The organism is Paenibacillus sp. JNUCC 35, assembly GCF_058269095.1.
In genome coordinates this window covers 4,253,474-4,278,074 of record NZ_CM177771.1, presented here as the reverse complement: position 1 = coordinate 4,278,074, position 24,601 = coordinate 4,253,474, and the positions used below count along the sequence as shown (strand labels likewise).

The window sequence follows — 24,601 nt, the reverse complement described above, 5'->3', positions numbered from 1 at the left end:
CGGGGTTTCGGTTCATTTCCTATGGATTTTAACGAGTCCTATCAAATCCTCCGGACCGTCGGCTCATCGTCAAAGCTTCCGTCCGCTCATCCGGTTCAGCACCTCGCCGGTTTCCCGTACCAGCTTTTCGATGATTTGGGCGGCTCCGTTATGTTGGGCGAGAGATGCGGCTTGGCCCGCCCACATGGCCATATTAGCCGGATTGCCCGCTTTGGCGGCGCTTCGTCTGATCCCCTGAGTGAGGGCGTTCTGCGCGGGATAGGAGGGGAGCCGGCTTTCCAAAGGCTGAAGCTCATCCAGCAGCGCCGTCCGAATGCCGCGGGCATGCTTGCCGGACACCGCTCGCGTGAGCACGGTGGACTCGTCGCTTGCGGAGAGCACGGCTTCCTTGTGGACGGCGTGGGCCCCGCTCTCCGCGCAGGCGAGGAACGCCGTGCCGAGCTGCACGGCGTCCGCCCCGAGGGCGAGTGCGGCGGCTATGCCGCGGCCGTCCATGATGCCGCCGGCGGCGATGACCGGCACACGGACGCGGTCCGCGATCTGCGGCACGAGAGCCATCGTGCCGACGAGCGGCGGCTCGCCGTCGTTATCGCGCGGAAACGTGCCGCGGTGGCCGCCGGCTTCGCTGCCCTGGGCGACGATCGCGTCGACACCGGCCTCTTCCAGCGCGGCGGCTTCCCGCACAGTCGTCGCGGTGCCGATCGTCCGGATGCCGAGACGCTCGCATTCCGCGAGAGTCGCCGCATCCGGCACGTCGAATGTGGAGCTGAATACCGGGACCCGCTCCTCCAGGAGGACGGCGAGCTGTTCCCGGTACGATTCGCTCCACACGGCGGGAGGCCGCTCCTCGCGGGTGCCCGTTTTCTCCCGCAGGGGAGCAAGCAGCCGCCAAGCTTCGTCGGCTTTTTGCCTCTGCTCCTGTTCATGAGGGCCTTGCCCGGGTTCGGGCAGGATGAACAGGTTCACGGCAAAAGGGCGGTCCGTCCGGCTGCGGATTTCGCGGACGGCGGCGGAAATCTGCTCCGGCGTCATGTAGCCGGCGCCGAGCGTCCCGAGGCCGCCGGCTTCGGATACGGCGGCCACGAGGGCCGGCGTCGTGCTTCCGCCGGCCATTCCGGCCTGGATAAGGGGATAGCGGATTTGAAAAAGCGTACAAATTCGGTTGGAGCGGTTGGAAGGATTCATGATCGGGAGCCTCGCTTTCTGATCTGTTTTTTTTGCGGGCACGCTGACTGCTGATTGGCTTCAGGGGGGTCTTTTTAAGAAAAAAGGAGGGCTTTGCGTTTATCTCGGCCCGGTGTCTATAATTCAAGCGGATGTTTTAAGTATACCTCGGTTGGAACAATTTTGCTGATGGGCGGCGGGCAAGCAATTGCCATCTGCGCGTGGTATACTAATACCTATTGCAGATGTTTATCAACCAGAGGAGTGATCCCGATGAAGGCGGTACAGATCAAACAATATGGCGGACCGGAAGAGCTGTATATCGGGGAAAGGCCGGACCCCGTTGCGGGCGAAGGCGAATTGCTTATCCAAGTGAAGGCGGCGGGTCTCAACCGTGCGGATTTGATGCAGCGTGAAGGCAAGTACCCGGCGGTTCCCGGGGAATCGGACATACTCGGCCTGGAAATGGCAGGCGTTGTTATAGGGGTAGGAAGCGGCGTTACCGGCTGGAGAGAAGGCGAGCGGGTCTGTGCGCTCCTTCCCGGGGGCGGTTATTCCGAGCGGGTAGCCGTTCCTGCCGGCATGGCGATGCGGCTGCCGGCTAATCTGAGTTATGCGGAAGGAGCGGCTATTCCGGAGGCATTTCTGACGGCTTATCTGAACCTCGTTAAACTGGGAGGAATGACGGAAGGAGACTACGTGCTCATTCATGCAGGCGCAAGCGGCGTCGGTTCGGCTGCCATTCAGCTTGCCCGGGAATTCGGGGCGCATGCCCTGGTGACGGCGGGCTCAAGCGAAAAGCTTGAATTTTGCCGGGAGCTTGGCGTGGAAGGCGGCTGGAATTACCGCGAAGGCTCGTTCGTCCCTTGGCTTAAGGAGGTAACGGGGGGACACGGCAGCGACATTGTGCTCGATCTCGTGGGCGCCCCGTATTTTACGGACCATCTGGCCAGCGCCGCCGTAGGCGGACGTATCGTCCTCGTGGGCATGACGGGCGGTTCCGAAGTCCCGATGGAGAGCTTTGATTTGAATCCTCTGCTCATGAAAAGGATTTCCATCATCGGGTCCACGCTGCGCAGCCGCAGCCGCGAGGACAAAATCCGGCTGACCCAGCAGTTCTGGCAGCAGGCAGGTCCTGGCTTCGCGGACGGTGCTCTCCATCCGGTCGTAGACCGGATTTTCCCGTGGAGCCGTGTGCGTGAAGCCCACGAGTGGATGGAAGCGAACCGGAACAAAGGCAAAGTGATTCTGGATATTACCGCGGATGCGGAATAATTAAATCGGCGTTTTAAAATCAGTGAAAAAACGGAAAAGCACTCTAACTATAAAATTTAGTTGGAGTGCTTTTTGTTATAGCTTTCTATTTCAATAATATTACTTAGGAATAAATTTATAGGTTATTAAGTTTATATTTTAAAAATATATAGTTTATTTTATAGGTCTATAGTATTATTATAATAAATAAAAACATATTATTAGTGGAGGAAAAATTAAAAATGATTAAAAAGCTGAGTTTATTTGCGTTTCTTTTGGCATTTTTTATTTGTGTTGTTAGTCAAAACGAAGCCGCTGCTGCAGGAACCTATTCAGGCGGCTTATTGGATAAAGTTCCGCTGAAAACGGGCCCTAGTTATCATGAACCGAAAGGCGCCGATGTAACAGCAATAACGGATGGCGATGCTTCAACCAGACATTACATGGAGCACCCGATTGTATGGCATAAATTCGCAACTCCGCAAACTATCAGTGCGGTAATTGTGAACGCTAAAGGAGCGGTTGTCGAATTTTATGACTCGAATTATGTGCAAGTGGCTGATCCTTATACTCCTATCATGAACGATGGTGTTGAAACTCTTCCTGAACCTGTAAAGGATGTATCGATTATTGTCTTAAAACATCCATTCAAAAATGTATTCGAGTGGAACGTTTTTAACACTGCGATTTACAAAGCAGAGCCCACAACGATTACTTGGATACAGGCGGGAGACAAATCAGTAGATTTGGATTGGAAAGCGACCGGGGCTGAATCCTATAATGTGAGAAGATCCACTTCACCTGGCGGGCCGTATGCTTTGATTGCGAATGTTAAGGGAACTTCCTATGCCGATGAGTCCGTAGTGAATGGGAAAACTTATTATTACGTAGTAACTTCCGTAAATGCAGCCGGAGAAAGTACTCCCTCTTTAGAAAGATCGATAAAACCGGAAGCGACCATATACACAGGCGGACTATTGGACCGTAAAGTATTGAAGCTTGGTAAAACCTTCGACAGTTCCACAGGAACGACCCGTTTAATGACCGACAACGATGTATACAGCATGCAGCTTGTATCCGGAATGGCATGGTATTCTTTTGAGACGCCAGTGAATATTGAGTCGGCCATTGTGTATGGTCCCACGGGTTCAACGATCGAATTTTATGACGCGGATAAAAACCGCATCGGCGATCCTTTTGTACCGACTTTGAACAACAAAATAGAAAATTTACCGTCTCCCGCGAAAAACGTGACCTCGGTAGTGCTTAAACATACGGAAGGTAACTTCCGTGAATGGAACGTCTTCGGCAAAGCCGTCGAGCCGCCAGTTGCCGCGCCACTTAACCTGACAGCCGCGGGCGGGGACAAGAAAGTTACGCTTGCCTGGAACAGCGTGAACAATGCGACGAGCTATAACGTTAAACGCAGCACGACTGCGGGCGGTCCGTATGTAACCGTCGGCTCAGTTACGGGTGCGACGTATACGTACACCGATACAAACGTCGTCAACGGCACGACTTACTACTATGTAGTAACGGCGGTAGCCCCAGCGGGAGAGAGCGCGCCGTCCAACGAAGCGTCCGCCACTCCTAAAGCGGGAGATGTAGTCGTTCCGCCGGAGGAAGAATCCGGTGACAGCGCCATTCTCGTCATTACGCTTAACAACGGAACCGAGAAAGAGTATGACCTTTCCATGAACGAGGTTAACGCGTTTATCGCGTGGTACGAAGGCCGCGCGGCCGGCAAAGGCCCGGTTATGTTCGCGATCGACAAGCACGAGAACAACAAGGGACCGTTCAAAAACCGTAAGGATTACATCCTGTACGACAAAATCATTACGTTCGAAGTGAACGCCTACGATAACGGCAAAGGTGGAAATGGCGGAACCACGCCTCCGGTTAATCCGGAAGACCCTAGCAATTATTAATCGGAACTCCAACGTAAAAAGATAAGCTTCCACAAACAGAAGCCCTTGGTCAGCTTAAACTGATCAAGGGCTTCTTGTTCATGATAGGGCGCTGTTCCCGGCGCACGCAGTTCTTGGCGCAGTGCAGGCGCCGCATGACGAGGGCGTTCACTCATTCCGTATCCGGGAATAGAGTGACGCTCAGGCTTGTTCACGGAGCCGTTTCAGGCGCGGGAGGCTTCTTGTATAACTCGCTGAGTTTAACGAAAGACAGGGTGTCCTTCAATTTCGGCAGCGTATCCTTCAGGGCCGAGGCCGTTATTTCTCCCTTGGCCCCGACGTGGCCGATGGCGATGCACGGCTGATGCGCTTTGGAGTGGGCGCCGATCAGATGAATCTGCTGGGTTACTTTGCTTTTCGTGTGGATATCATCCAGAAAAAGATGGTTTTCCAAACAAGGCACGCCGGCTTTTTTGGCCTCCCGGCAGGCGATGCTCCGGTAATTCGTATGGCTGTCCAGAAAGAAGAGTCCTCTTTCGCGCAGCACCTCCATCACAAGCCGCATCACGCGTTCATCGCCGGTCGCCTTGGACCCCATATGATTGTTCACTCCGATCGCGTGCGGGATATCGTCAATGGCGGCGTTGACCCGTTTGCGCACCTCGGCATCGCTCAGATCCGTGGTAATGACACCGGGACCTAGCCAGCTTTTACGGCCGCTGAGGGGCTCCATCGGAAGATGGACGATTACGTCGTGTCCTTTGCCGAACGCTTTCTCGGCATCGCTGTGCGAGGAAGGGAGGAACGGCATAACGGCGGCCGTAATCGGAAAAGGCAAATCCAGAATCGCATCGGTGCCTTTCATGTTGTTGCCGAGGTCGTCGATGATGATGGCGGCCTTTCTGACTGCTGGGGGTTCGTCCACGTGTGCCGACGCAGCGCCTGCGAGTCCTGTAAAGATGGACAAGCCTGCAAGCAATAGGGTCAAAACGAGCAGACGGCAGGACCGGAACCGGATACCAGGCATAATCGCATTCCTCCCGGCGGTAATTTTTTTGATGCCGTTCTTTTTTTAATATGGGAATACCTGACGAAAGTTATGCGGGGAGCAGAAAAAGGAGGCTGCAACGGTGCGGAAAATGGTATAAATTCCAAGCCGCGGCGAATAGCATGGAGTAAATCCTCAAAAATTGCGAAAGGGGTGTCACAATCCGGACGATGCTCCGGTTCGCGCCTTTATGCTGGCTATCCCTGGCTTTGACTTCAAAAACCGCGAGACGCTATACTGTAAAGTAGGAAGGACTCAAACCTTTTTTGATCTTTCATTTTTAAACTTAAAAGGAGGTGTACCTGTCTGCTTCCAAGAGGCGGATAGGGATTAATTGGATAGTGACCCTTTACCAGTGTTACTGAATTTTGTACTGATTGTGGTTCTCGTTCTACTGAACGGATTTTTTGTGGCGGCGGAATTTGCGATGGTGAAAGTGCGCGCAAGCCGTATCGATGCGCTTGTCCTTGAAGGGAATGTGAAGGCGCGCTTCGCCGGCAAAATCGTTCAGAACATGAATGCGTATTTGTCCGCCTGCCAGCTCGGCATAACCCTGACGTCTTTGGCGCTTGGTTGGATCGGCGAGCCTACGGTGGCGTATGTACTCGAACCGCTATTGGTGAACATTGGTGTACCACCTGTTATTATTCACACCATTTCTTTTATCATCGCATTCTCGGTTATTACGGCGTTTCACATTATTATCGGGGAGCAGTTTCCCAAAACGTATGCGATCCGCAAATCGGAAGAAGTGACTCTTTGGGTTGCCGGTCCGGTCCTGATTTTTTACAAAATCATGTATCCTTTCATCTGGATGCTGAACGGAACCTCCAACTGGCTGCTTCGCAAATCCGGCATTGAACCCGAAGGCGACCACGATACGGTTCATACGGAAGACGAAATCCGTCTGCTGATGAAAGAGAGCCACCGGAACGGGCTGATCGACAATACGGAACTCACCCTGGTGGATAATATTTTTGAATTCACGGAAACGAACGCACGCGAAATTATGATTCCGCGTACGGAAATGGTGTGCCTGCATGCCGCCCATTCCTTCGAAGAAAACAAGGAAATGGCCATCCAGGAGCTCTACACGCGTTATCCGGTTTGCGACCCGGACAAAGATAACATTATCGGCTTTGTCCACATCAAGGATTTGTTAAAAGCAAGCGACCAGCTTGACGATATACGCAAGATTATAAGACCGCTCATGACGGTGCCCGAATCGATGCCGATCAGTACGCTGCTCAAGCTGATGCAGAAACGCAAAACGGAAGTGGCGCTGCTGATCGACGAATACGGCGGCACGTCGGGTCTTGTAACGGTTGAAGACATTCTGGAGGAAATCGTCGGCGAGCTGCAGGACGAATTTGACCATGAACGTCCCGTTATGGAGAAGAAAGACGAATTTACGTACTCGATCGACGGCATGATGCTCATCGAGGAAGTGAACAATCACTTCGGTACGGAAATCGAAACCGAGCATTACGATACGATCGGCGGCTGGATTTATTCCCAGGTGGAAATTCCGCCTATGAAAAACCAGCGCATTCATCTGGGGCCGCTTCAGTTTATCATTGATGAAGTAGAGCATATGCGGATCGTACGGCTGATCGTACGCAAGGAACCTCCTGAAGAGCAGGTGCTGCTTCAGCAGGTCGTGTCTTAATCAACTCAAACACAAGAAAACGCCGCGGAGACGCGGCGTTTTCTTGTGTTTTTTTATATCTGGGATTGTACTGGAAATGGAATCCCTTATAGTTGCTTAGAATGTTGCAAGAACAATGACCAGCAAGATGTAAAGAACCAGAATGACCGCTGTGCTCGTGAACCCAACGCCTGCTCCGTAACCCGACATGTTAACGCCTCCCCGAGTTTGTGTTGTGCTTTGTTTACAGAATTATCTTATGAAGGGCGGGGGCGTTTGTCATGGACGGATGCCCGGGGAGTCCAAATTTTTACGAAACGCCGTCTGGACCCGCTGCATCTTGTGAGGATCTGCAAAAGAGTGCAGGCGGCCGATCGGCCGGCTGGCCGGTACAGGGCAAAATCGTCATCGTCGGCGTAATCCTGCCCGTGCCCGGCCTATCCCGCTAATCCTGGTTCTCGCTTACGCGCTTCATAATGTCCAGCAGAGCCTCGGGAGGTCTGGCTCCGGAGAAGCCGACTTTTTTATTGAGGATAAAAAAAGGCACACCGTTTATGTTCAGCCGCTTAGCGAGGGCATAATCGGCCCGGACGCTGTTTTCGACGTCTTCGTGATGAAGGCGCTTCGCGGTTTCGGCTGGATTTAATCCGCATTCCCCGGCAATCCGCAGCAGTACGGATTCCGTGCCGATGTCAAGGCCCTCTTCAAAATAGGCCCGGTAAATGCGGTCAAGGACGAGCGATTTCGAACTCTCCGGCACGGCGGCGATCAGTTGATGAGAGAGGCGGGTATCCGGCATCGACAAAATCCGGTCAAAACGGAAGGGGACGCCCGCCTGCCGTCCGGCCCGCGTGACGCCGTCCAGTACGGCTAGCAGCTTTTCCCCGCCGGGGTCCTGCAGCTTCCGATTCATCGCTTCCGTAAAGGGCACGCCCTTAGGCGGGATAGACGGGTCGAGGCGGAAGGCCCTGAAGCGGACAGAAACGTGTTCGCCTTTCCATAAACCGAGGGCCTCCGTCAGATAGGACTTACCGATCCGGCACCAGGGACAGACGGTATCCTGAAAAACATCGATAATCAATAGAGTCAGCTCCTTCCGTCCTAGAATCTTTCCATGCGTGTATCGAAATAAAGCATACTCATTATAGTATACTTCCTGCCGGAAACCGAAACGCTCCGACCTGCCAAAACCCGGAAGATTGTTTGAGACCCGAAGAAAACGGCTAAAAAACCTGATGGAGTTCTCAAACTAGCGAAGAGGAGCGATCTTAAGGTGGCAGATAAAAAAGACAAAAACAAAGACAAAACCAAGCGGGGCGAACCGGTCATCGGACAAATCGACCGGACGCTCGTTCCGGATAAGGCCCTTGCTCTCTGGCATCTGGGACAGGAAGGCATAGCTTTTAAAGCGGCGGGAATCATCGGATATGTGGATCCGTATTTAAGCAATTACATAGATGACGAATTCGGCCATTCGCCGCGCAACTTCGAAACGCCTCTTTCTCCGGAGCTCATCGGGCATGCGGATCTCGTCCTCATCACGCACGATCACCCCGACCATCTTGATCCGGTCTCCGTACGCGCAATAGCTATCGCTTCCCCGCAAGCGTCGTGGATCTGTCCGGCACCGGTGGTTCCGCAGCTGACAGAGCTCGGGATTGCTCCGGACGCGGTAATCGGAGCCCGGGCGGGGCAGATGATCGACTTCCGGGATATGCGGATTACGCCGGTGGCCGGCAAGCACGAAGACTTCGAAACGGATGAGAACGGGAATCACCGGTATCTCGGCTATGTCATAGAGCTCAACGGAGTTACGCTGTATCATGCCGGAGATACGGTCGGATACGCGGGTCTGCTGGAGACGCTTCGTCCGCACCGGATCGATATTGCCTGCCTGCCGATTAACGGCCGGGATATCAAACGGTACGAAGCGAATCTCATGGGCAATATGAATTTCCGGGAAGCCGCGGATCTCGGGGTCGGGATCGGAGCGGATTTGATCGTGCCCATGCACTACGACCTGTTCGCGTTCAATACGGAGAATCCGGCTTATTTTGTCGACTATGTCCATCATACGTACCCTCACCAGAAGTTTAAGCTGTTTGCCCCCGGAGAGAGGCTGATTTATTATGCCGATGATGAAAGGTAAGAAAGCGGCGGGGGGAGCGAGGATTAAACTTCCCTGTACGGGTTCCCGGACCATGCCGGCTTAACGGCTTGAACGGAGCACCTTGTTCGCCCCAAGCCTTTCGAAGCGAAGTGTGCGGGCAAGCGCCGCAGCAAGGCCGGTATAAGTGACCGGGGCGGGCGTATCCGCATCGGCGGTCTAAAAGCGGGACCTTCGGCCTGCTCCCTTGTTGACGCTGCTGTCCTTATAAGGCATTATTAAGAGATAAGATGCAGCTTGGAGGGACCGCAGTGAAAGCCGAAGAAATTATACAGGCCATGTCCGAACAAGGGATGCGGATAACCGATCAAAGACGCACGCTGGCGGAATTGTTCGCCAAGTCCGAAGGGTATGTGACACCGAAAGCCGTGTATGAAAGCATGGGGAAAACATACGGCGGCCTCAGTTTTGATACGGTCTACCGCAATTTGAGAATCATGCACGACATGGGCGTGCTGGAACAGTTTGTCTTCGAAGACGGGATCAAGTTCCGCGCCCGTTGTTCGGAGATGGACCACCATCATCATCTGATCTGCCTGCAGTGCGAGAAAACGATCCCGTTTGTTTTTTGTCCCATGGACGAGGTCAAGGGATTGCCGGATGATTTCAAGGCGGTCAAACATAAATTCGAAATCTACGGGTACTGCAAGGATTGCCAGAAATGAAAAAGGTGCTCCAGGCACCCATTCACGCCTACCGCAAATATGTATCCCCACTTAAACCGCCTACCTGCCGCTTCTATCCGACCTGTTCCCAGTATGCGCTGGAGGCGATAGAGCGGCACGGGCCGTTATACGGATCGTGGCTGGCGGCCAAGCGGATTTGCCGCTGCCACCCTTTTCACCCGGGCGGGGTAGATCCGGTTCCGCCGCCGCGGAAAGAGGGGCGAAATACCGGTTGACACAATTTGCGGGATTCGCTATATTGTTGGTTAAACCTGCCTTTTCGCGGGAACAATGAAGATAGAACGATCATCACTTTATGAATAGACATGTTCGATGAACGGATGAGTACGGGAGGAAGCTGCTGCAGAGAGCCGGGTCAGGTGAAAGCCGGTGCAGTCGGAACCCCGGAGTATGGTCCAGGAGAACATGCCTTCGAGCGGCCCGGATGAGGAAGGATTACCCTTCCGCGTCAGGGCGTAAGGGGGCATCGCTTGTCCGGCGTTAACGGACGGAGCCGCCGGGCAGCCGGCGGCTGCCGAGCTTCGCCCTCGCAAGAGGCGGAGGAATCTGGGTGGTACCGCGTGAGCGCAGCTCTCGTCCCTTTGTTGGACGGGGGCTTTTTGTGATTTTTCGCTTCCGCGTCTCGTTTTCATAGAACATTACGAAGAAAGAGGATGGGTAACATGGACAACAACCGGAAAACCTTTTATTTAACGACACCGATTTATTACCCCAGCGACAAACTTCATATCGGGCATGCCTATACGACGGTGGCGGGAGACGCCATGGCGCGCTACAAGCGGCTTCGCGGCTATGATGTCATGTATTTGACGGGCACGGATGAGCACGGCCAGAAAATCGAGCGCAAAGCGAAGGAAAAGGGGCTGACCCCCCAGGCGTTCGTGGATGAAATCGTCGACGGCATCAAATCCTTGTGGAGCAGGCTGGATATTTCCTACGATGATTTTATCCGAACGACGGACCAGCGGCATAAGGACACCGTCCAGAAAATTTTCGACCGCCTGACTCAGCAGGGAGACATTTACCTGGATACTTACGAAGGCTGGTACTGTACGCCTTGCGAATCCTTTTTCCTGGAAAATAAGCTGGTCGACGGCAAGTGTCCCGACTGCGGACGTCCGGTCGAATGGGTGAAAGAGGAAAGCTATTTCTTCCGGATGAGTAAATATGCCGACAGACTGCTTAAATATTACGAGGAAAACCCGGAGTTCATTCAACCGGAATCCCGCAAGAACGAAATGATCAACAACTTCATCAAGCCGGGTCTGGAAGATCTCGCCGTTTCGCGGACAACGTTCGATTGGGGCATTAAAGTGCCCGGCAACTCCAAGCATGTCATCTACGTCTGGATCGACGCGCTGACGAATTATATTACGGCCCTCGGCTACGGCAGCGAAGATCCGTCGAAGTATGAGCGCTACTGGCCGGCTGACGTCCATCTCGTGGGCAAGGAGATCGTCCGCTTCCACACCATCTACTGGCCGATTATGCTGATGGCCCTGGATCTGCCTCTGCCGAAAAAAGTGTTCGCGCACGGCTGGCTTCTCATGAAGGACGGCAAAATGTCGAAATCCAAAGGCAACGTCGTAGATCCGGTCACGCTGATCGACCATTTCGGCCTCGATGCGCTGCGCTATTACCTGCTGCGCGAAGTGCCCTTCGGATCGGACGGCACCTTTACGCCCGAGGCGTTTGTCGAGCGGATCAACTACGATCTCGCCAACGACCTGGGGAATCTGCTTAACCGGACTCTGGCGATGCTCGGCAAATATTTCGACGGCGTCGTTCCGGACTTCCACCCGGGAGTTCCGGCTTTTGACAAGGAACTGATCGCAACGGCGAAGGAAACGGTTGAAACCGTAGAAGCGCAGATGGAGAAAATGGAGTTTTCGACCGCGCTGGCGGCTATCTGGGCGCTTGTCAGACGCGCCAACAAATACATCGACGAGACGCAGCCATGGGCTCTGGCCAAAGACGACGTGAACCACGGCACGCTAGGCTCCGTCATGTACGCCCTGTTCGAGACGCAGCGCATCGTCAGCGTGCTCCTGCAGCCGTTCCTGACCCGCACGCCTGCGAAGATCTGGGAGCAGCTCGGCATCCAGGCCGGAGCGCTTACCGCATGGGACAGCGCCCACACGTTCGGCCTGCTGCCTGCCGGCACCAAAACGGCCAAAGGCGACCCGCTCTTCCCGCGCCTGGATATGGCGGAAGAGGTCGCCTTCATCGCGGCCGCAATGACAGGCGGTCAGGCGCCGGCCGGTGAAGCCGCAGCCGAGCCTGCATCCGCGGGAGCCGAGTCCGCTCCGGCCGGGAAGACTCCGGCGGAGGATGCCAAGCCCGCGCCGGAAGCGAAGCCCGAAATCGGCATCGACGATTTCGCGAAGGTGGAGCTGCGCGTGGCGCAGGTGACGTCGGCGGAGCCCGTCAAGGGCGCCGACAAGCTGCTTCAGCTCCAGCTGGACCTCGGCTACGAGCAGCGGCAGGTCGTTTCCGGCATCGCGAAGTACTACAAGCCGGAGGAGCTTGTCGGACGCAAGGTCATCTGCGTGACGAACCTGAAGCCGGTGAAGCTTCGGGGCGTGCAGTCGCAGGGGATGATCCTGGCGGCTTCCGAAGGCGACGGGCTGACGCTGGCGACCGTGCCTGATTCGATGCCGAACGGCGCCATCGTGAAATAACACCCTTTCCCGACCCGGAAAAAATGCGGACATCTTTCGCGTTTTTTCCGGGTTTTTACATCACAGGAAAGGATTATTGCCTTTTAATCGTAATCTTTATGATTAGTATTGACAGGAGGCGGGCCGGGTCCGTATAATCAGCAAGTAAATAAAAATAATTACGATTTACACAGCTTGATTATTGTGACAGGCTGCCGAGAGGAGTTATTTTCTATGAAAAGACGGCGTATACTTACAGGGTTGACACTGGCGATATCTCTGCTGCTGGCAGGCTGCGGAGGCGGCCAGAAGTCGGCGGTCGTGGAAGATAAAATGAATATCACGACGAGCTTTTACCCGCTTTACGATTTTGCGGTCAAGGTCGGGGGCTCCCATGTGAATGTCATCAACCTGGTACCGGCGGGTGTGGAGCCTCATGATTGGACACCGAAAGGCCGGGACATCAAAAATATCGGCGATTCCCAGTTGTTCCTCTATCAAGGAGCGGGTTTTGAAGGCTGGGTGGACGACTTCCTCAAAAGCTTGAAGGACAGCAAGGTAAAACCGGTCGTAGCGAGCACTGGAGTCGAGCTTCTTAAAGCCGGGGAAGAGGCGCACGGGCACGATCACGATCACGGCAAGGACGAACACAACCATACCGAAGAGGCCGGCAAAGATACGGACCCTCACGCGTGGCTGAGTCCCAAGAACGCCAAAAAAATGTCCGAGAACATCAAAAACGCACTCGTTGAAGCCGATCCGGCGCACAAGAGCGACTATGAAGCGAACTATTCGGCTTACGCGGCCAAACTGGACGCTCTGGATAAGCAGTACAAGGACAGCCTCTCCGGGCTGCCGAAGAAAGAAATTGCCGTGTCCCACCAGGCATTCGCCTATTTGTGCCATGACTACGGGCTGACTCAGATGGCCATTATGGGCCTTTCCCCGGATGCCGAGCCGACCGCTCAAGATATGAAGAAAATGAGAGAGTACATCGCGGAGCACGGGATCAAATATATCTTCTTCGAAGAACTGGTATCGGACAAACTGGCGAAAACGCTGGCCAAAGACGCGAAGGTCGAAACGCTCGTACTGAATCCGCTGGAAGGGTTGACCGAAGAACAGGTAAAGCAAGGCAAAGACTATATTTCCGTGATGGAAGATAATTTGAAAAATTTGACGAAAGCTTTACAATAGAAGAGACTCATCATCGAAGTGACAGAAGCGAAAGCCGCCCGGCGGCGAAGGGAGCAGAAGAACGGAATGGAGATATGGAAACCTGACGGCTGCCATAACAAAATCGTGGAATTCAGCGGCATCTCCTTCTCATACGGAAGCAAGCCGGTTATAACGGATTTAAATTTTGACGTTCTAGAAAGAGATTTCGTAGGACTGATCGGTTCCAACGGAGCGGGGAAAACGACGCTTTTGCGGATGCTGGTCGGCCTGCATAAGCCTACGGAAGGCGACATCCGGCTGTTTGGACAGCCGATCCGGCAGTTCCGGGACTGGGAGCGCATCGGGTACGTACCCCAGAAGAATTCGCTGAATCCGCTGTTCCCGGCAACCGTCCGCGAGGTGGTTATGTCGGGGCTTTACACGAAAAAGAAGCTGTACAAGCGCCTGACCAAAGAGGATATGCGCCGGTGTGACGATGCGATGGAAGCGATGCGCATCGAAGATCTGGCGAAACGCAGAATCGGGGAATTGTCGGGCGGACAGCAGCAAAGGGTGTTTCTTGCGCGTGCTATCGCCAACAATCCCGAACTGCTCATTCTGGATGAGCCGACGGTGGGGATCGATGCGGAAAGCCAGGCGGTATTCTTTAACATGATCCGCCATATGCACCAGCATCATCACATGACCTTTATCATGGTGTCTCATGACCGGGAAATGATGAGGTCCTATCTCGGTTCGGAGCCGCAGACGCAGAGCGGCGGACTGAAGTTTTTCGTGAAGCATACGCACGAACCCGAGAATTGCGAAGAGACCAACCTGACGCATTCTACCGTCAGAGAGCTTCAAACAAGTCAATAAAGGCATGCCGCCTGTTGACAGCGGATTAAGAGGAAGTAAGGGGCGAGCAGCTTGGACATTTTTACGGAACCGTTTTTTGTAAGAGCACTTATCGGAGGCATCCTGATCGGGCTGACCGCTCCGTTGATGGGTGTCTTTCTGGTGCTGCGGAGACTTTCGATGATCGGGGATACTCTCGCGCATGTTTCGATCGCGGGGGTGGCGCTTGGGTTTCTTCTCGGCGTGTATCCGATCGGCATGGGGCTTCTTTTTGCGCTTTTGGCATCGTTTGCGATCGAGAAGCTGCGCAAGGCGTACAAAACGTATGCGGAGCTGTCCATCGCCATTATCATGTCCGGCGGGGTGGCGCTGGCTACCCTGTTGTTTACGCTGGGCAAAGGGTATAATATTAACGTGATGAGCTATTTCTTCGGCAGCATTTACACACTCGATTCCAGCGACTTGTGGGTTGTCTTCGGCGTGTGTATCCTTGTGCTCGCCGTGGTTGCCCTGCATTTCAAGGAATTGTTCCTCATGTTCTTCGACGAGGAGGCGGCTGGCGTAAGCGGGCTGCCGCTGAAAGTGTACAACATCATGATCACGATGCTCACGGCGCTGGTCATCTCCGTATCCATCAAGATCGTGGGCGCGCTGCTCGTATCCGCGCTCCTTACGATTCCGGTCGCCTGCAGCCTTCTCGCGGCGAAGAGCTTCCGGCACTCGGTCGTGCTGTCCGTCATTATTTCGGAGATCGGTGTTGTCGCGGGACTGGCCTTGGCGGCGTGGTACGATTTTGCGCCGGGAGCGACCATCGTTCTTTCCCTGATCATCGTCCTCATCGTTCAGTTGGTTTGGAAAACGGTCCGCCGGGCTTAAAAAACGGCGGCCGGAAGCAGGAGGAATGCTTACACATGCAGCATGTTAATGTTTGGCTCGCTTTCTGGGCCGGGTTCGCTTCGTTTATCTCGCCGTGCTGTCTGCCGCTGTATCCTTCGTATTTGTCTTACATCACCGGAATTTCGGTCAGTGAGCTTAAGTCGGGGCAGACGAAAGGCGCGGCCAGACTGCAGACGATGGCCCATACGCTTGCATTCATTCTCGGGTTTTCAATCATTTTTTACAGCCTCGGGCTCGCGGCCAGCTCCGTTTCGGAGTTTTTTGTAACGAACCGGGATCTGCTCAGACAAATTGCGGCTCTGCTCATCCTTGTGATGGGATTGTTCCTGCTCGGAATTTTTCAGCCGAAGTGGATGATGAGAGAGCGCAAGCTTCAGCTCAAATGGAAACCTGCGGGCTATCTCGGATCGGTCCTGATCGGAATCGGCTTCGCCGCGGGCTGGTCGCCTTGCATCGGACCGATTTTATCGTCCATGCTCGTGATGGCTGCCGCCGAGCCGGATTCGTGGCTTCCGCTGATCAGCGCTTATTCGCTCGGATTTGCGATCCCTTTTTTCGTCCTGTCCTTTTTCATCGGATCTACCAAATGGATTTTGCGCTACTCCGCCACGATTATGAAAATAGGGGGAGGCGTCATGATTGTATTCGCCATTTTGCTGTACACCAATCAGATGTACAAAATCACCATTTGGCTGAACAACATAACGCCCCAATGGCTGCAATTTTGACATGAGCTTCGGCTAACCGGGGATCAGGTAAAATATTCGATTTTGGCGTTCGGAAACTTATCGAAAATCTGCTCCGTAATAAATTCGCGCAGTGCCGTCGCCTGCTCATCGGGATATACATACTTGCCGCGGCCGTAGCGGCCCCATTTATACTTGCGCTTCGCCTCGTCCATCTCCAGCTTGGATTTGGGATAGCGGCGTTCGATCACGTTCTTCGCCGTCTTTGTGAAACGATGCTGGATCAGCTCGAATGTCAAGTCGTCGAGCGCTTCCGGGGGCAGAGCGTTATGGAGCTTGACGATCAGCTCCTCATAGCCCTTTTCCCAGCCGTCGTGCCAAATAATCGGGGCGATGATGAAGCCGAGCGGATAACCCGCGCGGGCCACTTTGCCGGCCGCCTCAATGCGTTCATGAAACGCAGAGGTGGCCGGCTCGAAGTTTTTAATGACATAGTCGGCGTTTACGCTGAACCGGAACCGGGTATGCTTGTTATGCTTCGCATCAAGCAGAGGTTCGACATGGTGGTATTTCGTAACGAAACGAAGACGGCCGAGCGGCTCGTTGGCCATAAATTCGATATATTCTTTGAGAGAGCCGGTAATATGCTCCAAACCGACGGGATCGGAGGTGCAGGCAGCTTCGAACCGCGTAATTTCGGGGGCTCTTTCTTCGATATATTGCTTGGCGGCTTTGAGAATATCGTCGGTATTGACGTATACCCGTACATAAGGTTTGTTGCCCAAGGTCGTCTGAAGATAGCAGTAATGACAATGTCCCATACACCCTGTCGCAATCGGCATGGCATATTCGGCGGACGGCTTGGACGTATCGAACTTCAGCGTTTTCCGGATTCCCACCACAAGCGTCCGCTTCGCGATCCGGTACTTCTCCAGCTCGGTTTCGCCCGGCAGATTTGTAATCCGGTTGTGGGAAGTCGTCATGTGGATGGGCAGCCCTTTGTTTTGGGCCCACTCCAGAATGCGTTTGCCCTTGGGATACAGGAGGGCGTCCGGTTCGAAATAAACGAGCTCGGGCACGAACAACGCGGTGCTTCTAGTGCGGGTCATCTGTTCAGCAGCCATGGCGTGCTCCTTTAAAACGGGAAGTAACGGAACAGTCCTTCCGTTCGGCTATAGTCTGCACCCTGGACAACGCTCGTAACCGTGGGAAAAGTTCGCGGTAATGGCTGCGGCGTATTCCGTTAACTTGCTTTATTAGTTAATAAACGGTATTATACTAAAGCAAATAAGCAACTAATTTTAGCAAAAGCAGGGGGAACTCGGGATGGCGACGCCCAGTATGGAAGATTATTTGGAACGGATCTACAAACTGATCGACGAGAAAGGCTACGCCCGTGTGTCCGACATTGCCGAAGGCCTTGAAGTGCACCCTTCTTCCGTGACGAAAATGATCCAGAAACTGGATAAAGATAAATATCTGATCTATGAGAAATACCGCGGACTCGTTCTGACTTCAAAAGGCAAAAAAATGGGCAAACGGCTGGTGGACAGACATGCCTTACTGGAACAATTTTTAACCGTTATCGGTGTTCAGGAAGAAAATATTTACCGTGATGTGGAAGGAATCGAGCATCATCTGAGCTGGGATTCCATTACCTGCATCGAAACGCTGATTGAATATTTGAACCGGGACCCAGCCAGGCTGGAAGATCTCCGCAACATAAGGGCAGAGCTGGACAACAGCTCGGACTCCGAATAAGACCGAAACGTTTGCCGATCTAAGATGGCGGACGTTTTTTCGTTTTTTACTGTGAAAATCGCGTCTAGGAACGTTCATTGCCGCATACATACCTAGGGAAGGTGTGCGGAGGTGGCGGAATGAAAATCAACGCGGTATTCGAAGGCGGCGGTGTCAAAGGAATCGCACTTGCAGGGGCGGTCAGCTCGGCGCTGGATAACGGATTCGAGTTTCACGACGTGGCGGGAACCTCATCGGGTTCAATCGTGGCGGCTTTTCTCGCGGCGGGATACACGGGGGAAGAAATCAAGCGGCTCATTATCGAAACCCCGTTTCACAAATTTTTAAAGCGCTCTCCCATTTTCGATACGGGAATTGTGGGGTCGGCCGCCAGGCTTATTTGGAAAAAAGGGCTCTATTCCGGAGACGCCCTGGAAGATTGGGTGCGCGAGAAGCTGGAGGTCAAAGGAATCCGGAAGTTCGGCGATCTCCGCAAAAACCAGCTGCGAATCGTGGCTTCGGATATTTCCCAGGGAAAGCTGCTCGTTTTTCCGGACGACGTCGCCCAGTACGGAATCGATCCCGGCCGTTTTTCCATTGCCCGGGCCGTCCGAATGAGCTCTTCGATTCCGTATTTTTTCGATCCCGTGAAAATCCGGAAACCCGCGCGGCAAGCCCGGCACGATGAACCGTTCCGCAACCAGTTTGTGTACATTGTGGACGGGGCCATTTTGAGCAACTTCCCGTTGTGGCTTTTCGACGAGCCGGAGCAGCAGCCGGGCCGCATTCCAACCTTGGGATTCTCTCTGGTCGGCAAAATACCGAAACATATTCATAAAATCAACGGGGTTATCTCCATGTTCCAGGCTTTGTTCACGACGATGATGGATGCACACGACACCCGGTTCATCGAAGAGAACAACTACTTCCGGACGATCAAAATACCTGCCCTCAACGTAAACTCGACCCAGTTCAATCTGACCCTGGAGGACAGCGAAAACTTGTACGAGGCGGGGTACCGGGCTTCCGACGACTATTTCCGCAAGTGGTCCATGCATCTGTATGAGTCCGCTTATGAAAAATATGTCCTGCGCAAGCAGGTGTGAGCGGATAGATGCCGATTACGGCGGATTAGTCCGGCGTTTGCAGGTATCCGTAAAGCCCAAGGGGTGAAAGAACCTATACGGCAAGCGCGCCTATCGCGTTACAAGGTTAAAGCCGCGGGGAACGGCAGCGCATCCGGCCAACAAAAAAAGCGAACCTGAAAAGGTTCGCTTTTTTTGTTTCCGCCTTCTTAGTGGTATCTTGGCGGGTCTTCCGGAGGGTCGGAAGGCTTGCTGCCTTCAATGACCCGGAACTTGGCTTTGCGCTTCCGTTCCGACACCGAGAGCCGGTCCGGCTTGGGGCTCGCGGAGCGTGTTTTGTAGGAGGTGCCCCGCCCCTTCCGGGGGGCCATCTTGTACAGGACGAAAATCAGTCCGAGTACCAGAAGGGGAATGAGAAACTGGTTTAAACTGTAGGCAAGTCCGATCAGAGCGAGCGCCGCGATGACGACGGTAGCGGCCGACCAGCGGCGATTCATGCGCTTGCCTTGGACTGGGTGAGCCGGCTTTCGGCTTCACGCATCCGGTTGAATGAGGCGATCGAGACTTCCACCTGATCGTCCGTAGGCTCTTTGGTCGTCAGCTTTTGCAGCCAGAGCCCCGGATAACCGAGGAAACGGAGAACCGGCACTTCACGAAGCGAGTTCGTAAAACGAAGAACTTCGTAAGAGACGCCGATGATGACCGGCAGAAGAATCAGACGCTGTACGATGCGGTCGATCATATTGTCGTAGGTGAAGAACGAGTAGATGATGACCCCGATGATGACGGTAAAGACGATAAAGCTGCTGCCGCAGCGGTAATGAAGCGTACTGAACTGCTGGACGTTGCGGACGTTCAGCTCGACACCGGCTTCGTATGCCGAAATGACTTTGTGCTCGGCGCCGTGATACTGGAACAGCCGTTTGATGACCGGCGTGAGCGAAATGAAGTAAATATAGGACACGAGCAAAACGATCTTGATCAGTCCTTCGATGATGTTGTGCCAGATCTGATGCTCCGCGAAAAAACGCCCGAACAGCGTTTGTTCCAAAATAGCCGGAACGAGAGTAAAGATCACTTTCCCCATCAGGAAGGACAGGACGCCGACTACGGCTACCCCGAGAATCATCGACAGGCTGAACCCCGACTTCTCTTCCTTGGCGGGAGCCTTGCCTTCGCCTTCCTCTTCTTCCGCGAAGCTTTCGGCCGAGAAGTTGAGGTGCTGCGCGCCTTTGGCGCTGGATTCGATAATTCCGACGATACCGCGGAGCAGAGGGATTTTCTTCAGTTTGTTGACCCAGCCGATTTCGGTCTTGGGAACTTCAAGAAAATCGATGGTGCGGTCTTTCTTGCGGACCGCGGTAACATGAACATTCCGGCCGGCAAACATGACGCCTTCAATAACGGCTTGTCCGCCGTAAATGCTTGTATTGGATTGTGACACGTTCTATCCACCTTCTCTAAATAGCTGGTTTCTTCTCTATTTTAGCGAATTTTCCAGCAGAATGCCACCGCTTTCTGTTTCGGTTAAGAAGCGGGAATTGGTACATACTAGGTTGGACATAAAGTTACGGATAATGGACTAGCCGGGAGGAAAAGGAACATGGTTTTACATACACAGGGAACAGCCGCGACAGGGAACGGAAAATCCGCAGGCGGCCAAAGAAAGTCGTTTTCGCAAAACGGCGGGGCGGCCGGAGACGAGAAGAAAACGAACCGGGCTTTTTTCGCCCTGTATCTGGGGCTTTTCGCGGGGGGAATCTGGGGAGCCGTTAAAATTATCGAGTACATATTCAAATTTACGAAGATCATTCCCGCCTTTCTGGCCGAACCGTTCTACCGGCACGATTTTCTCCTCACCTGGCAGGGGATACTGGTGGGTTGGCTGTTTTTTATCGTTTTCTCGATTCTCGCGTCTTTCATTTATATGTTCCTATTCGGGAAAGTAAAAGGGCCCTGGATGGGGGTCGGATACGGAATCGGGTGGTGGTGCCTGCTCTATCTGGCGATCGGCCCCTGGACGGGCATGATGGGCTGGCTGTATTACAGCGACTGGAACACGATCCTGACGGATTTTTGCCTGTTTCTGCTCTGGGGGATGTTCATCGGCTATTCGACTGCCTTCGAATTTACGGAGGAGCACAGCCGCAAACCCGCTTAGCAAGCTACCTTTTCCAAGCAACTTATGGTAAAATGGCTACGGTAAAGCGAGAAGCCGGAGCACGTTCGGCCGGCTATGAAGGAGGCGCCTAAGCGTGAATAAAGTGCTGGTCCTTAACGGGCCGAACTTGAATATGCTCGGTATACGGGAGCCGGCCGTTTACGGAAGGATGTCTTTGAAAGACATCGAAACGGCCATGACGGAAATAGCGGGAACGCTGGACCTCCAGCTGACCTTTCACCAGTCCAACCACGAGGGCCGGCTGATCGACTGGATTCACGAAGCCTACGGGACGATGGACGGGATTCTGATCAATCCCGGGGCTTTTACCCATTACAGCTATGCCATTCGCGACGCGATTTCATCGGTCGGACTGCCCGCCGTGGAGGTGCATTTGTCGAACATTCACAAACGTGAAGAGTTCCGGCACCGTTCCGTTCTGGCCGCCGTGATGGTGGGGCAGATTGCGGGCTTCGGGGCTTTCGGCTACGAGCTCGGATTAAGAGCGCTTCATCAACATTTTGTGGAAGCTAGGTGATATTATGCAGGACAAGCGTCTAGAACGTCTACGCCAGCAGCTGACCAAGCAGGGAATCCCTGCGGTACTCGTTACGAACGCCATCAACCGCAGATACCTGACGGGCTTTACGGGCAGCGCGGGCATCGTACTGGTAACCGGCGGAAGAGCCGTCCTTATTACGGATTTCCGGTATATGGAGCAGGCTCCCAAAGAAGCCGCGGGTTACGAAGTCATCGATCATAAAGGTAAAATCGGCCAGACCATTTTGGATATTCTCGGCAAGGAGTCGATCAAGCAGCTCGGCTTTGAAGAAAATGACTTGACTTATTCCGCTTATTCCGGCTATACTGGCGATTTGCAAGGGGTTGAATTGATCCCGACCGGCGGTATCGTGGAGAAGCTCAGGATCGTCAAAGACGAGTCCGAGCTCCAAATCATGCAGGAAGCCGCAGATCTGGCGGACCGGACTTTTTCTTACATATTAACGAGATTGAGAACGGGCGTGACCGAGAAGCAGATCGCGCTGGAGATGGAAATTTTCATCCGGGAGAACGGAGGCACGTCCTCGTCGTTCGATACGATCGTCGCTTCCGGCGAAAGATCGGCTCTTCCGCACGGTGTGGCGAGTGACCGGGTGCTTCAGCTGAACGAATTCGTCAAACTGGATTTCGGCGCCTTGTATAAGGGCTACTGCTCCGACATTACCCGCACCGTCGTGCTGGGTCAGCCTTCGGACAGGCACAAAGAGATTTACGGCATTGTACTCGAAGCCCAGCTGAACTGTGTCGGCAACTTGAAGCCCGGCATGACGGGAAGCGAAGGCGACGCGTTGTGCCGCGATATTATTGCCCGCTACGGGTACGGGGACAACTTCGGCCATAGTACGGGACACGGCCTCGGGAAGGAAGTCCACGAGCAGCCGCGGCTTGCCAAAGGCTTTGCCGGCGTTCTCGAACCCGGCATGGTCGTGACGGTGGAACCGGGAATTTATATTCCGGGCTTCGGCGGAGTCCGCATCGAGGATGACGTCGTCATCGAGCAAAGCGGCATCCGCCTGCTGACGCATTCCACGAAAGAGCTTATCACCATTTGATTTATTTCCAGGAGGGAACTTGAGACGTGATTTCAGTTAACGATTTCAAAACAGGTTTGACGATTGTAGTAGATAACGATTTATTCACCGTTATCGATTTCCAGCACGTAAAACCGGGTAAAGGCGCCGCGTTCGTACGCTCCAAGCTGAAGAACCTGCGCAACGGCAACGTTGTGGAGAAAACATTCCGCGCAGGCGAGAACGTGGGCCGCGCTCATATCGAAAACCGCGAAATGCAGTACCTCTATGCGAGCGGTTCCGAATACACGTTTATGGATACGGAAACTTACGACCAGATCGGCCTGGAAGAAGCGCAGCTGAAATGGGAGCTGAACTTCCTCAAAGAAAACATGAACATCAACATCATGAGCTACCAGGGAGAAATCCTCGGGATCAACCTGCCTAACAGCGTTGAGCTCAAAGTGGTTGAAACGGAGCCGGGCGTTAAAGGCAACACGGCTCAAGGCGCAACGAAGAGCGCGAAGGTGGAAACCGGCCTGAACGTTCAAGTGCCGCTTTTCATCAACGAAAACGACGTCCTTCTGATCGATACGCGCGAAGGCAAATATATCTCCCGCGCTTAGTTTACAGGCACGGCAAGCCCCTGATTCCCGCCAAGGAATCGGGGGCTTTTTGCGTTGTGGCGAACACCGGGAAAAGGGCGCAAAAATATCGTTTCGGGAATGAAACGTTTTCATTGACGACTTTAGGCCAGCGGGTTATTATAACAATAACGCTTTACAGGTTTTATGCTTTCATGCAGTAAAACATTAATTCAACCGATGGTTAATTTTAGGGGGAAAACAAAAATGAAAATGAAACCGTTCGTCACGCTTTTATTGGCGGCTTCTTTGGTCACCGCCGCGGGCTGCGGCAAACAGGCGGCACCGGAATCAACCGGCGGCGGGGCCTCCACGGCTCCCGAAGGCAAAAAAGTGAAAATCGGCGTTATGCAGATCGTCGAGCATCCGTCTCTGGACGCCGCCCGCCAAGGGTTTATTGCCGCTCTCAAGGACAACGGCTATGAAGACAAGAAAACGGCCGAGATCGACTACCAGAATGCGCAGAACGATATGAACAACAACACTTCGATTGCCCAGAAATTCGCGGCCGACAAAAAAGACCTCGTGCTGGGCATCGCCACTCCGTCCGCACTTGCTGCGGCGCAGACGGTCCAAGACGCGCCCGTCCTGTTTACGGCTGTGACGGACCCCGTCGACGCGAAGCTCGTCAAAAGCATCGATAAACCGGGTGGCAACGTAACGGGCACCTCGGACCTGGATCCCAAGGCCGTCGATCAGCTGACGGAGTTCGTGGGTAAACAATTTCCTAACGTCAAGACGATCGGAATCGTTGCGAACGAAGGGGAGCGGAACTCCCAGGTACAGGTGAAGCAGGCGACCGAAGCTTTCGCCAAACACAACATCAAAGTCGTGAAGGCATCGCCTTCCAACAGCTCGGAAGTGAAGCAGGCGGCCGAGTCGCTGATCGGCAAAGCCGACGCGCTCTACGTGCCGCTCGACAACACGGTCGTTTCCGCCTTGAACGCGGTGATCCAGGTGGCGGAACAGGGCAAGAAACCCCTGTTCGTAGGCGAGAACGATTCCGTTAAAGCCGGCGGTTTTGCGGGTTACGGCTCCAACTACTACGATTTGGGATATACGACAGGTCTTCAAGCCGTCGAAATTTTGAAAAACGGCAAAAAGCCTTCGGACATTCCGGTCGGGTATCCGAAAAAGCTCGATCTGGCCATCAACATGAAAGCAGCTAAAAATATGGGCGTTGAAGTCACGGACGCAATGAAAGCGGAAGTGAAAGAAAAGGCCAACCTGTTTGAATAAGAAGAAATGGGGGCGGCTTCGGATTTCG

25 protein-coding genes are annotated in these 24,601 nt (G+C 53.8%); 18 read left to right on the top strand and 7 right to left on the bottom strand.

Going from position 1 to position 24,601, the window contains the following annotated elements; translation table 11 throughout:
• Positions 1-69: 69 nt before the first annotated feature.
• On the bottom strand, positions 70-1,185 hold the full coding sequence (locus tag AC2TF6_RS19295; protein WP_491308092.1) for an NAD(P)H-dependent flavin oxidoreductase: 1,116 nt from the start codon (positions 1,183-1,185) through the stop codon (positions 70-72).
• 252 nt (positions 1,186-1,437) lie between these two features.
• On the opposite strand from AC2TF6_RS19295, the gene AC2TF6_RS19290 reads away from it, so the two are divergent.
• A complete protein-coding gene (locus AC2TF6_RS19290) occupies positions 1,438-2,439 on the top strand; it encodes an NAD(P)H-quinone oxidoreductase (RefSeq protein ID WP_491308091.1) in 1,002 nt (333 codons plus the stop codon).
• 221 nt (positions 2,440-2,660) lie between these two features.
• Positions 2,661-4,346, top strand: coding sequence for a fibronectin type III domain-containing protein (locus AC2TF6_RS19285; RefSeq protein ID WP_491308090.1), 1,686 nt, complete (start codon positions 2,661-2,663; stop codon positions 4,344-4,346).
• Positions 4,347-4,536: 190 nt separating this feature from the next.
• Here AC2TF6_RS19285 and AC2TF6_RS19280 read toward each other — a convergent pair whose 3' ends face one another.
• Complete coding sequence (locus AC2TF6_RS19280) at positions 4,537-5,352, bottom strand: divergent polysaccharide deacetylase family protein (protein ID WP_491308089.1); 816 nt, start codon at positions 5,350-5,352, stop codon at positions 4,537-4,539.
• Between the two features lie 355 nt (positions 5,353-5,707).
• On the opposite strand from AC2TF6_RS19280, the gene AC2TF6_RS19275 reads away from it, so the two are divergent.
• Complete coding sequence (locus AC2TF6_RS19275; RefSeq protein WP_016423977.1) at positions 5,708-7,042, top strand: hemolysin family protein; 1,335 nt, start codon at positions 5,708-5,710, stop codon at positions 7,040-7,042.
• A gap of 96 nt (positions 7,043-7,138) precedes the next feature.
• Here AC2TF6_RS19275 and AC2TF6_RS19270 read toward each other — a convergent pair whose 3' ends face one another.
• Positions 7,139-7,231: a YjcZ family sporulation protein gene (locus tag AC2TF6_RS19270; RefSeq protein ID WP_491308088.1), complete on the bottom strand. Its 93-nt coding sequence runs from the start codon at positions 7,229-7,231 to the stop codon at positions 7,139-7,141.
• Between the two features lie 235 nt (positions 7,232-7,466).
• Positions 7,467-8,102 carry a DsbA family oxidoreductase gene (locus AC2TF6_RS19265; RefSeq protein ID WP_491308087.1) on the bottom strand — a complete coding sequence of 212 codons (636 nt, stop codon included), beginning with the start codon at positions 8,100-8,102 and terminating at the stop codon, positions 7,467-7,469.
• Between the two features lie 192 nt (positions 8,103-8,294).
• Between AC2TF6_RS19265 and AC2TF6_RS19260 the strand changes: the two genes are divergently transcribed.
• The 8 genes from AC2TF6_RS19260 to AC2TF6_RS19225 all read left to right on the top strand — a co-directional run bounded on the left by AC2TF6_RS19260 (position 8,295) and on the right by AC2TF6_RS19225 (position 16,175).
• Positions 8,295-9,170: an MBL fold metallo-hydrolase gene (locus tag AC2TF6_RS19260; protein WP_491308086.1), complete on the top strand. Its 876-nt coding sequence runs from the start codon at positions 8,295-8,297 to the stop codon at positions 9,168-9,170.
• Between the two features lie 269 nt (positions 9,171-9,439).
• A complete protein-coding gene (locus AC2TF6_RS19255) occupies positions 9,440-9,853 on the top strand; it encodes a Fur family transcriptional regulator (protein ID WP_326051127.1) in 414 nt (137 codons plus the stop codon).
• On the top strand, positions 9,850-10,089 hold the full coding sequence (gene yidD, locus AC2TF6_RS19250) for a membrane protein insertion efficiency factor YidD (RefSeq protein ID WP_042228672.1): 240 nt from the start codon (positions 9,850-9,852) through the stop codon (positions 10,087-10,089). The genes AC2TF6_RS19255 and yidD overlap by 4 nt, the downstream gene beginning before the upstream one ends.
• A 447-nt stretch (positions 10,090-10,536) precedes the next feature.
• Positions 10,537-12,555 (top strand): methionine--tRNA ligase, encoded by a 2,019-nt coding sequence (gene metG / locus AC2TF6_RS19245; RefSeq protein ID WP_491308085.1) that lies wholly within the window; start codon positions 10,537-10,539, stop codon positions 12,553-12,555.
• Between the two features lie 213 nt (positions 12,556-12,768).
• Positions 12,769-13,731 carry a metal ABC transporter substrate-binding protein gene (locus tag AC2TF6_RS19240; protein WP_491308084.1) on the top strand — a complete coding sequence of 321 codons (963 nt, stop codon included), beginning with the start codon at positions 12,769-12,771 and terminating at the stop codon, positions 13,729-13,731.
• Between the two features lie 66 nt (positions 13,732-13,797).
• Positions 13,798-14,571 carry a metal ABC transporter ATP-binding protein gene (locus AC2TF6_RS19235; protein WP_491308083.1) on the top strand — a complete coding sequence of 258 codons (774 nt, stop codon included), beginning with the start codon at positions 13,798-13,800 and terminating at the stop codon, positions 14,569-14,571.
• 51 nt (positions 14,572-14,622) lie between these two features.
• Positions 14,623-15,426, top strand: a complete 804-nt coding sequence (locus AC2TF6_RS19230; RefSeq protein ID WP_491308082.1) for a metal ABC transporter permease — start codon at positions 14,623-14,625, stop codon at positions 15,424-15,426.
• Positions 15,427-15,461: 35 nt separating this feature from the next.
• Complete coding sequence (locus AC2TF6_RS19225; protein ID WP_103995243.1) at positions 15,462-16,175, top strand: cytochrome c biogenesis CcdA family protein; 714 nt, start codon at positions 15,462-15,464, stop codon at positions 16,173-16,175.
• Positions 16,176-16,198: 23 nt separating this feature from the next.
• Here the strand turns inward: AC2TF6_RS19225 and splB are convergent, their stop codons facing one another.
• Positions 16,199-17,257, bottom strand: a complete 1,059-nt coding sequence (gene splB, locus AC2TF6_RS19220; protein WP_491308081.1) for a spore photoproduct lyase — start codon at positions 17,255-17,257, stop codon at positions 16,199-16,201.
• Positions 17,258-17,459: 202 nt separating this feature from the next.
• On the opposite strand from splB, the gene mntR reads away from it, so the two are divergent.
• Entirely contained in the window at positions 17,460-17,894 is a 435-nt protein-coding gene (mntR, locus tag AC2TF6_RS19215) for a transcriptional regulator MntR (RefSeq protein WP_491308080.1), read from the top strand.
• Positions 17,895-18,013: 119 nt separating this feature from the next.
• The gene (locus AC2TF6_RS19210; RefSeq protein WP_491308079.1) at positions 18,014-18,979 is read left to right on the top strand and encodes a patatin-like phospholipase family protein; all 966 of its coding nucleotides are present in this window, start codon (positions 18,014-18,016) and stop codon (positions 18,977-18,979) included.
• A 188-nt stretch (positions 18,980-19,167) separates the two neighbouring features.
• On the opposite strand, the gene AC2TF6_RS19205 is transcribed toward AC2TF6_RS19210, so the two are convergent.
• The gene (locus AC2TF6_RS19205) at positions 19,168-19,455 is read right to left on the bottom strand and encodes a hypothetical protein (RefSeq protein ID WP_491308078.1); all 288 of its coding nucleotides are present in this window, start codon (positions 19,453-19,455) and stop codon (positions 19,168-19,170) included.
• Positions 19,452-20,402, bottom strand: a complete 951-nt coding sequence (locus AC2TF6_RS19200; protein ID WP_491308077.1) for a DUF1385 domain-containing protein — start codon at positions 20,400-20,402, stop codon at positions 19,452-19,454. Before AC2TF6_RS19200 ends, AC2TF6_RS19205 begins: the two co-directional genes overlap by 4 nt.
• A gap of 159 nt (positions 20,403-20,561) precedes the next feature.
• Here AC2TF6_RS19200 and AC2TF6_RS19195 point away from each other — a divergent pair, with 159 nt between their 5' ends.
• From AC2TF6_RS19195 to AC2TF6_RS19175, 5 genes are all read left to right on the top strand, one after another.
• Positions 20,562-21,119: a YqhR family membrane protein gene (locus AC2TF6_RS19195; protein ID WP_491308076.1), complete on the top strand. Its 558-nt coding sequence runs from the start codon at positions 20,562-20,564 to the stop codon at positions 21,117-21,119.
• A gap of 94 nt (positions 21,120-21,213) precedes the next feature.
• The gene (aroQ, locus tag AC2TF6_RS19190) at positions 21,214-21,657 is read left to right on the top strand and encodes a type II 3-dehydroquinate dehydratase (RefSeq protein WP_491308075.1); all 444 of its coding nucleotides are present in this window, start codon (positions 21,214-21,216) and stop codon (positions 21,655-21,657) included.
• A gap of 4 nt (positions 21,658-21,661) precedes the next feature.
• Entirely contained in the window at positions 21,662-22,732 is a 1,071-nt protein-coding gene (locus AC2TF6_RS19185) for a M24 family metallopeptidase (protein ID WP_491308074.1), read from the top strand.
• Positions 22,733-22,758: 26 nt separating this feature from the next.
• Positions 22,759-23,316, top strand: coding sequence for an elongation factor P (gene efp / locus AC2TF6_RS19180; RefSeq protein WP_491308073.1), 558 nt, complete (start codon positions 22,759-22,761; stop codon positions 23,314-23,316).
• A 225-nt stretch (positions 23,317-23,541) separates the two neighbouring features.
• A complete protein-coding gene (locus AC2TF6_RS19175; RefSeq protein ID WP_491308072.1) occupies positions 23,542-24,573 on the top strand; it encodes an ABC transporter substrate-binding protein in 1,032 nt (343 codons plus the stop codon).
• The last annotated feature ends 28 nt before the right edge of the window (positions 24,574-24,601 follow it).